The following is a 14,114-nucleotide window of genomic DNA, read 5'->3' as shown; positions in this document are numbered from 1 at the left end:
GGTCGGATCAGCCCTCCGCATGCGCGGCCGCATCGAGCGCCTTCCGCACCGCCGGATCGCGGCCGTAGCGCTGCCGCAACCGCTTCGCGTCCGCCTCGATGGCGTCGCAGCGCAGCGTCTTGACGGCGGCGGCGATCTGCCGGCCACGGGCCGCATCGTAGGCGTCCTCTCCGGACCAGTGGTTGCAGCCCATGTGCCGATCCAGATAGGTCACGACCTCGGCGGGCAGGCTCTTTCTCTCCGCGGGCGAGAGGGCCGGATCGGCCCGCACCGGGGCGGGCAGATGCGCGAGCATCAGCGCGGTGAAAAGCGCGGCGGCGGTCCACGATCGGGTCATCGTCACGCTCTTCCATCCAGGGTTGCGGCCCCGCTCGGCCGGGATTCGACGTGAGACCGAGAATGACACCCGGACGCGCACAGCCTCTTTCCTCCTGCGCCGCCCTTGTCGGGCTCTCGATCGGGCTCCTCGCCCCGGCCGCGGCCGAGGGCTGGAACGCGGCGCGGTTCGATCCGCCCGCCAAGGTCGAAACCGCCACGGATGCGGTGGGCCGGGAAATCACCTGCACCTTTTATCCCGATCTCGTCATCCGCGAGAGCGACACCGGCACCCCCGAGCCCGGGGATGCGGCGCTCATCCCGATCCGCGGCGGCCCGCCCGTGGCCTGCCGCGCCGCGCCCGGCCCGAGCGCGCGTACGCTGGAAACCGGCGGCCAGCGCTTCATCGGGCGGGCGGACGGGTTTCTCGTGTTCGAGGATGCGAGCACCAACGGCACCATGCCCTTCGCGGTGATCGATGCCGGGACCGGCCGCAGGCTGTTCACCGACACGACCACCTACGACGGCATCGACAGCTTCGCGGCCGAGGGCGCGACGCTGCGGCTCAGCTTCCGCCGCGGGGTGCAGGCCCCCTGCTCGATCCCGCAAGGGGGCGCGGCCTGCTGGGCGCGGATCGTGCGCGAGGACAAGCTCCCGGCACCGGTCGCGGCCCTGCCGGCGCCGGCCAAGGCCTGCGCCCAAGCCTACCGCGCCGGCAAAGCCCCCAAGGATACCCCGAGCATCGTCTCCTTCCCGGTGCGGCTCGTCTGGACCGGCAGTCTCGCCGTCGAGGCCGACGGCCCGGTGCGATGCCTGCCGACGCCGTGACGGCGCACCCGCCCTTTACCCCCGGTGCCCGCGATGCGGGCCGCCCTTCGAGGAGAAACCGCCGCATGATCTCACGCCGACACGCGCTCGCCGCCGCGACCCTGCTCTGCGCCTCCGCGGCCTGGGCCGAGCCGACGCTCGGGCTCGCCGAACGCCGGGCGATCGCCGCCTACCGCCAGAGCCGCTACCCCGCGCAGGAGAAGGCGATCCGGGAGGCCGCGGGCTTTCCCGTGTCGGTCGAGGTGGCGTGGGACCAGATCACCCTGCCGGGCGACGCGAAGTACTATGCCGACGAAGGCTATTTCGAGAAGACGATCTTCGAACCGATCGCGGCCGGGCTGAAGGAGGTCGGCAAGGACAAGATGGGCCGCGAGGCGCTGCAGGCGAAGCTGAAGTCGATCCGCATCCGCTTCGACGAGAAGACGGCGCCGGCCTCGAACTACCCGAACGGTCTGAAATTCGATGGCGGCGTCCTCGACGTGAACTGGCGGCCCTTCTCCAACGTCGCCGACTTCAAGGACCGGGTGGCGGCGGTGGTGCAGGTGCTGGAAAAGAACCTGTGATCCGGCCCGAACCGGGTCCGGCCCCGGAGCGCGGTGCCTACCTCGTGCGCCACGATCCGGTGGCGATTCTGGAGCGGCGGGACGGCTGGGTGCGGGCGCTCTACCGGCGCGGCGCGAAGCCGGTCGCGGGTTGGCTGCCGGAGGCCGACCTCGCCCTGGCCGCCGCGCCCTGAAGCGCCGCGGCCGATCCCTCCGCGGGCAGAGGCCCGCCCACCGCGTGAATTGAGGTCCGCCGTGAACGAGCGCATGAACGACCGTATGAATGCCCCCTGGCGCGCACGCTTCGACGAACTCTGGGGCCGGACGGTGCGGGGGAACGGTGCCGAGGCGGCGTGGCAGGCGCTCGATGCCGGGTACGGGGAGGCCGGGCGTCACTATCACGGCTGGCGCCACATCGCGGACCTGCTCGAAGGGCACGACGTGGTGCGGGCGCTTCCGGACTTCGCCGGGCTCGATCACGACGCGATCGATCTCGCGATCTTCTTTCACGATGCGGTCTACGACACCGCCCGCACCGACAACGAGTGGCGCAGCGCCGCCTTGCTGCTGACTCACGCCGGTCCGGTCGCGGAATCCGGCCCGATCCGGGCGGCAGAGGCGATGATCCAGGCGACCGCCGCGCACGCGCCGAGCGACGACGCGGCCACACGGCTGATGCTCGACCTCGATCTCGCGGTGCTGGGCGCGCCCCGCCCGGTCTACGAGGCCTATGCGGCGGCGATCCGGCGCGAATACGCTGCGGTTCCCGAAGCGGCATGGCGGTTCGGCCGCGCGGGCGTGCTCGACCGCTTCCTCGCCCGGCCCGACCTCTACCAGACCCGCCCCTTTCGCGACCGCTTCGAGACAGCCGCCCGGACCAACCTCGCGGCCGAGGCGGACACGCTCCGGGCTCGTCTTGTTGACTTCACCGCACTCTGATTCGGGCAGATCGTTTCCCTCGGCCCGGTCCGTTCAGCGGCGCAGGCCTGAGGCTCAATCGCCAGGGGTCCAGTTGATCTTGGGCTTCTGCGACAGAATCCGCTCGAAGTAGTTGGCCACCGCTTGCGCACCATCCGCGTGCATCATGGCAACCGGATGCGCGAGGTAGGCCCGGGCCAGATCGAGCGGGATCTCGCCCGCTTGAAGCGCCGTGAGCACCGCGTCGATGAAGGCGTCATTGGCCTCGTTGAAGTCGCCCGACAGCTTCTTACGATCGTTCAGGGCCTTGATCGGCATTGTGTGGCTGTTCCTGTCGCTGGGGCGAGCCGCGCTCCGGCCGCTCCTGTCGGAATGCCCTACTCTCGGCAGCCGGAGCCAGCCAGCCCGGATGCGCGAATCGGCGCGTGACCGCCTGCCGGCCGCACCGCGTGCTCGCCCGACCCGCTCGCCACCTCCAGGATACGACCGCGGCGCGGCAGGGCTCTCGGAGCACATCGAGAATGACGGCCCCGTTGCGGGCTGCGGCGGGGGCGAACAGAGCCTCGTCGGCGGCACGCTCGCCGTTCACGATGCCTCTCCTGCGAACACGGCCCGGGTCCGGTCGGCGGCCCGACAGGGCGATCCGTCCGTGTGCCTCCCTCCCGCCCCAATCAAGCCCTGTGTGGCTCGACCGAAAGGGCGGCCCCGCCTCACCCGCGAGCCCACGGCCGGAACCGGCCTGGACTTCGAAAACGCACTTCTACCCCACCCAAGGCAAACCCGTCTTGAACGCACCCCATCGCGCCGACACAGCGCCGCGCCTCAGCCCGGCCGAGATCCGCTCCATCATCATCGGCCTCGTCGCCGCGATGCTGCTCGCGGCCCTCGACCAGACCATCGTGGCGACCGCCATGCCGACGATCGGGCTCGAACTCGGGGACGCCGCGAACCTGCCCTGGATCGTCACGGCCTATCTCCTGGCTTCCACCGCCGTCACGCCGCTCTACGGCAAGCTCTCCGACATCCACGGCCGGCGGATCATGCTGCTGATCGCGATCACCACGTTCAGCGTCGGCTCCCTGCTTTGCGCGCTCGCCCCGACGATGATCGCGCTGGCGCTCGCCCGCGGCCTCCAGGGCATCGGCGGCGGTGGCCTGATCGCGCTGTCCCAGATCATCCTCGCCGACATCCTCTCGGCCAAAGAGCGGGCGCGCTATCAGGTCTACATCGCGGGCGTGTTCGCCCTGTCCTCGGTGGCCGGCCCCCTGCTCGGCGGCTTCTTCGCCCAGCACCTGCACTGGTCGGCGATCTTCTGGATCAACCTGCCGATCGGGCTTGCCGCCTTCATCCTCACCAACGACAAGCTCAAGCTCCTGCCCCGCAACGAGCGGCGGCACAGCGTCGATTATCCGGGCGCGGCGCTCCTCGTCGTGAGCTCGACCAGCCTGATGCTGTCCCTGAGCTGGGGCGGCGTTCGCTATCCCTGGGGCTCGGCGCCGGTGCTCGGGCTCGCTGGCTTCGGTCTTCTCAGCGGCGCGGCCTTCGCGGCCCGCCTCGCGACCGCGGGTGAACCGCTGATCCCCTTGAGCGTGCTGCGCGACCGCGTCGTCACCAGCGCGACGCTCGCCGCCTGCTTCGCCATGGGCACCCTGATCGGCCTCAGCATCTACGTCCCGATCTTCCTCGAGGGCGTCATCGGGCTCGATCCCAGCCGCTCGGGCCTCGCGATGGTGCCGCTGATGGTCGGGACCGTCGTGGGTGCCACCCTCTCAGGCCGCTCGATGGCCTACCTCCGGCACTACAAGCGCCTGCCCCTGGCGCTGCTGACGCTGAGCGTCTGCGCCTGCGGGCTGCTCGCCTTCATGGGGCCCGAGCTTCCGCTCTGGTTCACCGAAATCCTGTTCGTGCTGCTCTCGATGGGGATCGGCACGGTGCTGCCGCTCTCGACGATCGTGGTCCAGAACGCCGTCGCGCCGCAGCAGCTCGGCATCGCCACCGCCTCGATGAACTTCTTCCGCTCGCTCGGCGGCGCCCTGATCGTCGCGATCTTCGGCACCCTCGTGCTTGGCGGGGCGGGCGGGGCCGGGGAAAGCGCGGTGCACGACATGGCCGCGCTGATCCGGGGAGCCGATGCCGGCCAGCTCGGGCAGACTTTCCGCCTCGTCTTCCTCGCCGCCTGCTTCGGCCTCGTTCTGGCGCTCGGCTGCCTCAGCCTGGTCGAGGAGCGTCCGTTGCAGGAGACCGTTGGCCATGGGCGCGACGGGCGCGGTCAGAGGGACTGACTCACCCTGCCTCTTCAGGGGCGAGAAGGATCGGCCGCCGGCCCTTCGATCAGCGCATGGTCCGTGTCGATGCAGGCCGAGCCTGAGGCGTGCATTGGCCGTCTCATGCGGCGCGCCGCCTGCCTGACCCAGTCACCCGTCCGTGATGTCGCAAGGGCAGCCGCGTCAAGCGAGCCCTTGGTCGCGCGTCTCGGCGCGACCGAGGGCTCAGGTTTCGAAAGGACAAGTCCTTTCGCGGGTCCAGGGCAGAGCCCTGGATAAAGGAAAGCCGGGGCTCTGCCCCGGCTCCCTGCCAAAAGGATGATCCTTTTGGAAACCCGACTATCGGGAGGCGAGCGCCTTCGGCAGGCGGAAGGCCCAGAAGCTGCCGCCCTGGTTGATGCCAGCCGTCGTCTTAGCGACTTCGCCGCCCCAGAGCGGCACCGCGCCACCCCAGCCGGCCGCGACGCCGATCCACTGCTCGCCGTCCTGCTCCCAGGTGATCGGCGAGGCGACGACGCCGGTGCCGACCTGGAACTTCCAGACTTCCTCGCCGGTCTTGGCATCAAACGCCTTCAGGAAGCCCTCGGGCGTTCCGGTGAAGACGAGATTGCCCGCGGTGGTGAGCACGCCGGCCCAGAGCGGGGCCTTGTTCTTGTACTCCCACACGACCTTCTTGGTCGCCGGGTCGATGGCTTTCAGCGAGCCGATATGATCCTCGAAGGTCGGCTTGATGGTGAAGCCCGCGCCGAGATAGGCGGCGCCCTTCTTGTAGTTCACCGGCTCGTTCCAGATGTCCATGCCCCACTCGTTGGAGGGCACGTAGAACAGCCGGGTGTCGGGGCTGTAGGCGATCGGGTTCCAGTTCTTGCCGCCGAGGAAGCCCGGCGTCGCGTAGACGGATTTGCCCTTCTTGCCGTCCTCGGACTTGGCCGGGTCGCCGGGGCGGTTGGCGTCGTCGTAGATCGGGCGCCCGTTCTCGTCGATGCCCTTGGCCCAGTTGATGTTGGACACGAACGGCGTGGCCGACAGGAACGCCCCGTTGGTGCGGTCGAGGACGTAGAAGAAGCCGTTGCGGTCGGCGGTGGCGCCGGCCTTCACGGTCTTGCCGTCCTTCTGCATGTCGAACGGCACGAACTCGTTGACGCCGTCATAGTCCCAGCCGTCATGCGGCGTGGTCTGGAAGCCCCAGACGATCTCGCCGTTGTCGGGGTTGATGGCGAGCCGCGAGGCCGACCACTTGTTGTCGCCCGGGCGGAGCGCCGAGTTCCACGGGCCCGGGTTGCCGGTGCCGAAATAGATCAGGTTCAGCTCGGGATCGTAGGTGCCGCCGAGCCAGGTGGCGCCGCCGCCGAACTTCCAGGTGTCGCCAGGCCAGGACTCGTTGGCCTTGCCGGTCATGGTCGAGGGCTTGCCGTTCAGCTCGCCCATATGGCCCTCGATGACGGGCCGCTTCCACACCACCTCGCCGGTCTCGGCATCGCGCGCCTCGACGCGGCCGACCACGCCGAACTCGCCGCCCGACACGCCGGTGATGATCTTGCCCTTCACGATCATCGGCGCAGCGGTGTAGCTGTAGCCGGACTTGAAGTCGTCGATATCTTTGCGCCAGACGACCTTGCCGGTCTTCTGGTCGAGCGCGACGAGCTTGGCGTCGAGCGTGCCGAAATAGACCTTGTCCTTGTAGAGGGCAGCGCCGCGGTTCACCACGTCGCAGCAGGGCAGGATGCCTTCGGGCAGGCGGGCGTTGTATTCCCACTTCTTCTCGCCGGTGCGGGCATCGACGGCGTAGAGGCGCGAGTAGGAGCCGGTGACGTAGAGCACGCCGTCCTTGACCAGCGCCTGGCTCTCCTGGCCGCGCTGCTTCTCGCCGCCGAAGGAGAACGACCAGGCCGGGACGAGGCCCTTGATGTTGTCGCGGTTGAGCGTCTTGATCGGGCTGAAGCGCTGCGCCTGCGGGCCGAGGCCGTAGGTGACGACGTCGTCCGTCGTCTTGGCGTCGTTGAGGATGTCCTGCTCGGTCACCTCGGCGATCGCAGGAAGGGCGAGGCCGACGCTGAGGGCGGCGAGCCCCACCGCCGTCAGGAAATGGTTCCGCATTCTCATGTGGCGTGTCCTCCGTGGATCATAGGGGCCCCTGTTCTTCAGGGACTGCGAGGCTTCTCTGTCCTGACCGACTCGGCCGGCTGCCTCTTGGAGACGAAGCCTAGAGCGCTTCTCAGCAAACTCTTATTGGCCTTTGGTCGAACGCTGTCCTGATCCGCTCGTAGTCTGTGCGAGCAGCGCCGTCCGCCCCGCTTTCGAGGCAGGACGAAGACGCTGGCGAACGGACAGGCCGACAGCCTTCGGGGCTTGCCGGGCGAGGCTGCCTGCGCTGGCGAAGGCCGGCGGGGAGATCAGTACCCTTGCGGCGCGGTGTAGGTGACGCCGTAGGTCGCGCAGATCGCCTTGAGGCGCCCCTCCTGCGCCAGGGCGGCGAGGGCATCGCCGACCGCGTAGGCGAGGTCGCGGGAATCGCTGCGCACCGCGCCGCCGAGATCCCAGCGCGTCCGCACGAGACCGGGGATCGGCACCTCGACCACGGGATTGTCCTCCCCCGCGGCGCCGGCCGCCGCCAGCGCCGCCTCGATTCCCGCGCGGGTGCCGGCCAGGATCGGGGTCTCGCCGGCGAGGTAGGCCTTCGCCGCCTCGTCGAAGCTGCGGAAATGCCGGACATTGCCGCGGAAACGGCCGCCCTCGGCGTTCATCAGCAGGCTGTCGGACGCGCTCGTGCCCTCCACCGCGACGCTGTGGCCCTCCAGGTCGCGCACGCCCTCGAACCCCTCGATCCGGCCGCGGTGATAGGCGAAGGCCAGCCGCTGCTCGAAATAGGGATTGGTCAGGAAGATCTGCTCATTGCGGGTGGCCAGGATGCGGTCATGGGGCACGTGCAGCATCAGGTCGGCGAGCGGCGTGCCGGCGAGGTCGCCCCGCCACAGGTTCAGCCGGAAATCGCCGTCGACATTCTCGCCCGCATCCACCACCCGCAGGTCGAGCTTCAGCTTGAGCCGCTCGGCGATGGCCTGGGCGATGTCGGCGTCGATGCCGCGGGACGAGGCCTTCCCCGCTTCCGAGAAGGGCCGGTTGTCGTCGTAGATCGCCACGCGCAGGACGCCGGAGGCCGTCACCTCGTCGAGCGGACGCGCGAGCGCCGGCCCGCCCGCGAACGCTCCGGCGACGGTCAGGCAGACGAGGGCGGCGAGGCCGCGGCGGGACAGGACACGCATCGGCGACAGGTGTCCTACTCTTCGTGCTTGGCTTCGATGTAGGTGCGGATCGCCCACAGGGCCTCCTGCGACAGCACGCCCTCAAAAGCCGGCATCTTCATCACGCCGTTGGTGGTCGCGCCGTGGCGGACGCGCTCGACGAAGTACTCGTCGCCTTCCTTGCCGAGCGGCAGGTAGCGCAGGTCCGGCGCCAGACCGCCGGAGATCACCTGAAGGCCGTGGCAGCGGGCGCAGTTCTGGTTGAACCCGGAATCACCGATGGTGATCGCCTTCGCGTCGCCGCGATAGGGATTCTCCTCGCGCCACGTCTCGCCCAGAGGCGCGAGGCCGGCGGTATCCACGGGCTGCGGCTGCACATCGCCATGGCCGAGGGCGGCGGAGACGGACAGGACAAGGCCGACGGCGAGGAGCCCGCCCTTGAGGGGTGCAGCCTTCATTCTCATTCCTCCCATTCTTGAAGGGAGGGTTAGCAAGCGCGCCCGGCCGAACCCATTGTGCTTTGGTAGGGGGCGGTCGGTAGCACCTTGGTCCAATACCGGGCCTGCCCCGTTCGCACGTATCACTCTCCCAACAACAATCGGGAGGCGAGCAGAGCGCGATGCTGGCGCGGCTCGGGAAACGGCACGGCGGCCCGCTTCGGGCAACGAAGCCGCGGCGCAGGGCGCGCAGCGTCGGGCTGCTTCTGCTCGGCCTGCTGCCCGTCGCGGCCCAGGCCGAGCCGCTGGCGATCCACTACCTCGAGCGGCGCATCGAGCGCCCGACGCCCCTCAACAACGAAGACCCGATCCCCGATGACGAGGGGCTGAAGGGCGCCGAACTCGGGCTCAAGGATTCGAACGCCACCGGCCGGTTCGTCTCGTTGACCTTCACCCTCGACAGCCGCGTCGTCGGGCCCGACGAGGATCTTCGCACCGCCTTCCGCGCGCTGGGCGAGACGCCCCGCTTCGTCGTGCTGAATGTGCCGGCCGAGGACGTGCTGGCGCTCGCCGACATGCCCGAGGCCAAGGGCAGCGTGTTCCTCAATATCGGCGCGCCGGATGCGCGCCTGCGCGAGACCGATTGCCGGCCTCGACTGCTCCACGTCCTGCCCTCACGGGCGATGCTCGCCGACGCGCTGGTGCAGTTCCTCGCCTACAAGCGCTGGACCCGCATCCTGCTGCTCTCCGGCCCGGCTCCGGCCGACGCCCTCTATGCCGAGGCGGTGAAGAGGAGCGCCAAAAAGTTCGGCGCGCGGATCGTGGCCGAATCCCGCTTCGACCCGCAGGGGGGCGACACCCGCGACACCGCTTTGCGCGAATTCGTGCTGCCCACCCGCGGCCCAGAGCACGACGTGGTCGCAGTGGCCGACGAGGCGGGGGCGTTCGGGGCCAACCTCGTCTACAACACCGCCGCAGCCCGGCCCGTGGTCGGCACGCAGGGGCTCACGCCGGCGGCCTGGGGCCGTCCGGTCGAGGCCTGGGCGGCGGTGCAGCTCCAGACCCGGTTCCGGCGGCTCGCGGGGCGGGCGATGCGCCCGATCGATTACGCCGGCTGGATGGCGGTGCACGCACTCGGCGAGGCGGCGGTGCAGGCGCGCAGCACCGATCCCGACACGGTGGCGGCCCTCATGCTGTCGCCGCGCTTCGAGGTCGGCGGCTTCAAGGGCCGCCCCCTGAGTTTCCGCGCCTGGGACGGGCAGTTGCGCCAGCCCGTCTTCCTGCTCTGGCCGGGTGCGGTGACCGCCACCGCGCCGATCGAGGGCTTCCAGCACCACCGCACCGAACTCGACACGCTCGGCCCCGACGAGCCGGAGAGCGCGTGCCGGGCTTTCCGGAAACCGGGCTGATGCGCGTGCCATCCGCTGACGCCGCATACGAGAACGGAAGGTTCCGCATGAGCCGCGCTTGGACCGTACGCCTCCTCCTCTGCGCCGGCTTGCACGGTCTCGCGGCGGGATCGGCGAAGGCGGAGGAAATCTTCGTCTCGAACGAGCGCGACAACACCGTCTCGGTGATCGATGGGGCCTCGCTCGAGGTGGTCCGCACCTTCCCCGTCGGCCGGCGCCCGCGCGGGCTCACCTTCTCGCGCGACGGACGCACGCTCTACGTCTGCGCCAGCGATTCCGACGCGGTGCAGGTGATCGACCCCGAGACGGGGGCGCTACGGCACAACCTGCCCTCCGGCGAGGATCCGGAGCAGTTCGCGCTGGCGCCCGACGACCGCACCCTGTTCATCGCCAACGAGGAGAACGCCACCACCACGGTCGTGGACGCGCAGACGCGCAAGGTGCTGGCCCAGATCGATGTCGGCATCGAGCCCGAGGGCATGGCGGTGAGCCCGGACGGCAAGATCGCCGTCACCACCTCCGAGACCACCAACATGGTCCATTGGATCGACGTGCCGACGCTCACGGCCACCGACGCGACCCCCGTGGGCCAGCGCCCGCGCGCCGCCGCCTTCTCGGCGGACGGACGGATGCTGTGGGCCTCCTCCGAGATCGGCGGCACGGTCGCGGTGATCGACACCGCCAGCCGCAAGGTGGTCGAGACCATCGAATTCGCCGTGAAGGGCATTGCCGCCGACCGGCTCCAGCCGGTGGGCATCACCCTGACTCGGGACGGGCGCTTCGCCTTCGTCGCGCTCGGCCCCTCCGACCGGGTCGCGGTGATCGATGCCAAGACCTACAAGGTCTTGAACTACATCCTGGTCGGCCGCCGGGTCTGGCAGCTTGCGATGACGCCGGACGAGTCGCGGCTGTTCACGACCAACGGCGTCTCGGGCGACGTCACCGTGATCGACGTGGCGACCCAGCGCCCGATCCGCAGCGTCAAGGTCGGCCGCTTCCCCTGGGGTGTCGCCGTGCGCCCAGCCGCCACGCCCGAGCAGGCCGCGGGCGCCGCCCCGTGACACGATCCGGACGCCGCACCGCCTCAGACATCGTGCGATCGGCGGCACTCGCGCTTCTCGCCCTGATCCTCTCGCTCCCCTTGGCCACGGCCGGAACGCTCGACCGGGCCGGGATGGAGCGCCACTTTCCCGCGCCGCTCGTCGTCGGCGAGCGCGACGCGACGCTGCCGGTCTGGCCGATCCTGAAGCAGGAGGCCGGCAGCTACGAAGTCTTCGCCTACGCCTTCGAGTCGATCGACCTCGCGCCGATCCCTGGTTTCGGCGGCACGCCCCCCGACCTCCTCGTAGCACTCGCCCCCGACGGCACGTTCCGCGACGTGAAGGTGATCGCCCACCACGAGCCGGTGTTTCTGGAAGGGCTCGGCTCGGAGCCGCTCTTCGCCTTCGTCGAGCAGTATGTCGGGATGTCGGCCCGTCGCCCGATCCGGGTCGGGCGCCCGAACGCCCGCGGCTCGGGTGCTGCGCCGCAGACCACGGTCGATGGCATCTCGATGGCCACCGCCTCGACGCGGGTGATCAACGAATCGATCCTCGCCGCCTCCCTCGCGGTGGCGCGGGCGAAGCTCGGGTTCGGGGCCGCCAATCTCGGCCTGAGGGTCGAGGCGCGACCCGATACCGGCGAAGCCCTGACGGTGGCCGAGTTGACCGCGCGCGGCTGGCTCCGGCGGCTGACCGTCACCAACGCGGGGGCCGAGGCCGCCTTCCGCGACGCGGGCGTGGCGGGCGGCGGTGACGGCCCGGCCGAGGCGCCGCTGGTCGACCTGAGCTTCGCTTACCTTAACGTGCCGGCGATCGGCCGCGCCCTGCTCGGGGCCGAACGCTTCGCCGCCCTGACCCGCGAATTCGGGCCCGGCGACCACGCGGTGCTGGTGGTGAGCCACGGCGCCGAGAACCCGCTCGGGGACGAGTTCGTGCTCGGCTCGATCCCCGACCGGCTGACGGTGACGCAAGGCGGCCTCGCCGTGAATGCCCGCGACATGGCGATCGAGCGGCGCGGGGCCGCCCCCGGCCTGCCGGATGGGCCCTGGACGATCCTTCGCATCACCGGAGCCGCGGGCTTCGATCCCTCCGCGCCTTGGACACTGAGCGCAAAGATCGTGCGCGAGCGCGGCCAGATCTTCCCGGAAAAAATCGCACGAGAGTTCTCCGCCGACTACGCGCTTCCGGCCGAGCTGTTCATCCGCGAGGCGGCGGAGGCGGGGCCGAGCTGGACCGATCCATGGCGGGCGCGCGGCGTCGAACTCGGCGTGATCACCCTGGCCCTTGCCGGCCTGGTGCCGGTGCTGGCGCGCCAGCGCGGCCTCGTGGCGGACCGGCGCCGCTTTCCGGTGTTCCGGCTCGCCTACCTCGCCTTCACGCTTCTCTTCATCGGCTGGTACGCCCAGGCGCAGCTCTCCATCGTGACGCTCGTCGGACTCGTGCGTGCCGCGACCGTGACGCACGACCTCACCTTCCTGCTCTACGACCCGCCCTCGCTGCTGCTCTGGGCCTTCGTCATCGCCACCCTCGTCGTCTGGGGCCGCGGCACGTTCTGCGGCTGGCTCTGCCCGTTCGGCGCCTTGCAGGAATTTGTTGCGTGGCTGGCCAAGCCCCTGCGCATCCGGCCGGTCGCGGTACCACCACGGCTCGACCGCGCCTTGCGGCAGGTGAAATACGTCCTGCTCGCCAGCATCCTCCTCGCCGCCGCGACGGGCTCGCCGCTCGCCGACAGCCTGTCCGAGGCCGAGCCGTTCAAGACGGCGATCACCCTGTACTTCGTGCGGGCTTGGCCGTTCGTCGCCTACGCGCTCGGCCTGCTCGTCCTCAACCTGTTCGTCTACAAGGGCTTCTGCCGCTACCTGTGTCCGCTCGGCGCGAGTCTCGCCGTCCTCGGGCGCCTGCGGCTGCTCGATTGGATTCCGCGCAGGGCCGAATGCGGCAGCCCGTGCCAGCTCTGCAAGGTGCGCTGCCGCTACGGGGCGATCCGCCCCGACGGCCGGATCGACTATCCCGAGTGCTTCCAGTGCATGGATTGCGTCACGATCATCCACGATCCCGGTCAATGCGTGCCGGAGGTGCTGGCGCGCCGGCGCGGAAAGCGGATCGTGCCGCAGCCGGTCGCGGCGGAGTGAGGCCATGCCGGTGACTGCACGCACGCCGCGCCGCCGCGTCCTCCTCGGCATGGCCGGGCTCGCCGCCCTGGCGGGCCTCGGCGGCCCGGCCGCTTTCCGCACGCTGGCCGCTTCGCAAGGATTGACGACTCGCACCCGCGCGGGCCTCGCCTTCGGGACCACCGTCGCGCTCACCGCCGCCGGTCCCGACCCGGCCGCGCTCGACGCCGCCCTCTCCGATGGGTTTGCCGCGATGCGCGCGGTCGAAGCCGCCGCGAGCCTGTTTCGCGCCGACAGCGCCCTCTCGCGCCTCAACCGCGACGGGCGGCTCGATGCGCCACCCGCCGATCTCACGGCGATGCTGGGCTTCGCCCTCGACCTCGCGGAGCGGACCGGCGGGGCGTTCGATCCCACCGTGCAGCCGCTCTGGCCGGCCTGGGCCGGTGCCGCTGCGCGCGGAGAACCGCCGGATCCGAAGTCCCTGCAAGACGCCGTCTCCCGGATCGGCTGGCGCCGCGTCGCGCTGAGGTCGGAGCGCATCGTCCTGGAGCCCGGCACGGCGCTGACGCTGAACGCCCTGATCCAGGGCTACGCCGCCGATCGGGTGATGGCGGCTCTGCGGGCGCGGGGCATTCAGGACGCCTTCGTCGATACCGGCGAGTTCGGCGCGATCGGCGCGCATCCCGACGGCACGCCGTGGCAGCTCGGCATCGCCGACCCGCGCCGGCCGGAGGCACTGACGGCGACGATCACCCCGTTCTCGGGCTTTGCCGCGACCTCGGGGGATTACGCCATGAGCTTCTCGCCCGACCGCGCCGACCACCACATCTTCGATCCCACCACCGGACGCTCGCCGCGCGGCCTCGCCTCCGTGACCGTCACGGCCGAAACCGGTCTCCTCGCGGATGGCCTGTCCACGGCCTGCATGGTGCTCGGACCCGAGGCAGGCGGGCGGCTCGTGACGCAGTGGCCGGGCTGCTCCGTCCGTTTCGTCGGCAAAGCCTGATC

14 protein-coding genes are annotated in these 14,114 nt (G+C 70.4%); 9 read left to right on the top strand and 5 right to left on the bottom strand.

All coding sequences use genetic code 11. The features are described 5' to 3' along the window. Positions 1-7: 7 nt before the first annotated feature. Positions 8-337: a hypothetical protein gene (locus OVA30_RS03060; RefSeq protein ID WP_268174577.1), complete on the bottom strand. Its 330-nt coding sequence runs from the start codon at positions 335-337 to the stop codon at positions 8-10. Between the two features lie 62 nt (positions 338-399). On the opposite strand from OVA30_RS03060, the gene OVA30_RS03055 reads away from it, so the two are divergent. The 4 genes from OVA30_RS03055 (at position 400) to OVA30_RS03040 (ending at position 2,624) form a co-directional block, all read left to right on the top strand. Continuing rightward, positions 400-1,143 carry a hypothetical protein gene (locus tag OVA30_RS03055; protein WP_268174576.1) on the top strand — a complete coding sequence of 248 codons (744 nt, stop codon included), beginning with the start codon at positions 400-402 and terminating at the stop codon, positions 1,141-1,143. Between the two features lie 65 nt (positions 1,144-1,208). After that, entirely contained in the window at positions 1,209-1,706 is a 498-nt protein-coding gene (locus tag OVA30_RS03050; protein WP_268174575.1) for a hypothetical protein, read from the top strand. Continuing rightward, positions 1,703-1,879 carry a hypothetical protein gene (locus OVA30_RS03045; RefSeq protein WP_015950233.1) on the top strand — a complete coding sequence of 59 codons (177 nt, stop codon included), beginning with the start codon at positions 1,703-1,705 and terminating at the stop codon, positions 1,877-1,879. Before OVA30_RS03050 ends, OVA30_RS03045 begins: the two co-directional genes overlap by 4 nt. Positions 1,880-1,952: 73 nt before the next feature. After that, on the top strand, positions 1,953-2,624 hold the full coding sequence (locus OVA30_RS03040) for an HD domain-containing protein (protein WP_268174574.1): 672 nt from the start codon (positions 1,953-1,955) through the stop codon (positions 2,622-2,624). A 54-nt stretch (positions 2,625-2,678) separates the two neighbouring features. Here the strand turns inward: OVA30_RS03040 and OVA30_RS03035 are convergent, their stop codons facing one another. Then, complete coding sequence (locus OVA30_RS03035) at positions 2,679-2,921, bottom strand: hypothetical protein (protein WP_015821983.1); 243 nt, start codon at positions 2,919-2,921, stop codon at positions 2,679-2,681. A 467-nt stretch (positions 2,922-3,388) separates the two neighbouring features. Between OVA30_RS03035 and OVA30_RS03030 the strand changes: the two genes are divergently transcribed. Next, the gene (locus tag OVA30_RS03030; protein ID WP_268174573.1) at positions 3,389-4,885 is read left to right on the top strand and encodes an MDR family MFS transporter; all 1,497 of its coding nucleotides are present in this window, start codon (positions 3,389-3,391) and stop codon (positions 4,883-4,885) included. Between the two features lie 321 nt (positions 4,886-5,206). On the opposite strand, the gene OVA30_RS03025 is transcribed toward OVA30_RS03030, so the two are convergent. From OVA30_RS03025 to pedF, 3 genes are all read right to left on the bottom strand, one after another. Further along, on the bottom strand, positions 5,207-6,970 hold the full coding sequence (locus OVA30_RS03025) for a PQQ-dependent methanol/ethanol family dehydrogenase (RefSeq protein WP_003602767.1): 1,764 nt from the start codon (positions 6,968-6,970) through the stop codon (positions 5,207-5,209). Positions 6,971-7,260: 290 nt separating this feature from the next. Beyond that, positions 7,261-8,130, bottom strand: a complete 870-nt coding sequence (locus tag OVA30_RS03020) for a substrate-binding periplasmic protein (RefSeq protein ID WP_268174572.1) — start codon at positions 8,128-8,130, stop codon at positions 7,261-7,263. Between the two features lie 14 nt (positions 8,131-8,144). Continuing rightward, entirely contained in the window at positions 8,145-8,567 is a 423-nt protein-coding gene (pedF, locus tag OVA30_RS03015) for a cytochrome c-550 PedF (RefSeq protein ID WP_003602763.1), read from the bottom strand. 161 nt (positions 8,568-8,728) lie between these two features. Between pedF and OVA30_RS03010 the strand changes: the two genes are divergently transcribed. The 4 genes from OVA30_RS03010 to OVA30_RS02995 are packed head-to-tail and all read left to right on the top strand — an operon-like array spanning position 8,729 to position 14,112. Further along, positions 8,729-9,955, top strand: a complete 1,227-nt coding sequence (locus OVA30_RS03010) for an ABC transporter substrate-binding protein (RefSeq protein WP_268174571.1) — start codon at positions 8,729-8,731, stop codon at positions 9,953-9,955. Between the two features lie 47 nt (positions 9,956-10,002). Then, a complete protein-coding gene (locus OVA30_RS03005) occupies positions 10,003-11,016 on the top strand; it encodes a YVTN family beta-propeller repeat protein (protein ID WP_268174570.1) in 1,014 nt (337 codons plus the stop codon). Beyond that, on the top strand, positions 11,013-13,127 hold the full coding sequence (locus OVA30_RS03000; RefSeq protein ID WP_268174569.1) for a 4Fe-4S binding protein: 2,115 nt from the start codon (positions 11,013-11,015) through the stop codon (positions 13,125-13,127). The genes OVA30_RS03005 and OVA30_RS03000 overlap by 4 nt, the downstream gene beginning before the upstream one ends. 4 nt (positions 13,128-13,131) lie before the next feature. Then, complete coding sequence (locus OVA30_RS02995) at positions 13,132-14,112, top strand: FAD:protein FMN transferase (protein WP_268174568.1); 981 nt, start codon at positions 13,132-13,134, stop codon at positions 14,110-14,112. The last annotated feature ends 2 nt before the right edge of the window (positions 14,113-14,114 follow it).

It is taken from the genome of Methylorubrum sp. SL192 (assembly GCF_026672325.1).
Taxonomy (GTDB): Bacteria; Pseudomonadota; Alphaproteobacteria; order Rhizobiales; family Beijerinckiaceae; genus Methylobacterium; species Methylobacterium extorquens.
Note: the sequence above shows the minus strand (reverse complement) of the source record. Positions and strands in the feature narration are given on the sequence as shown.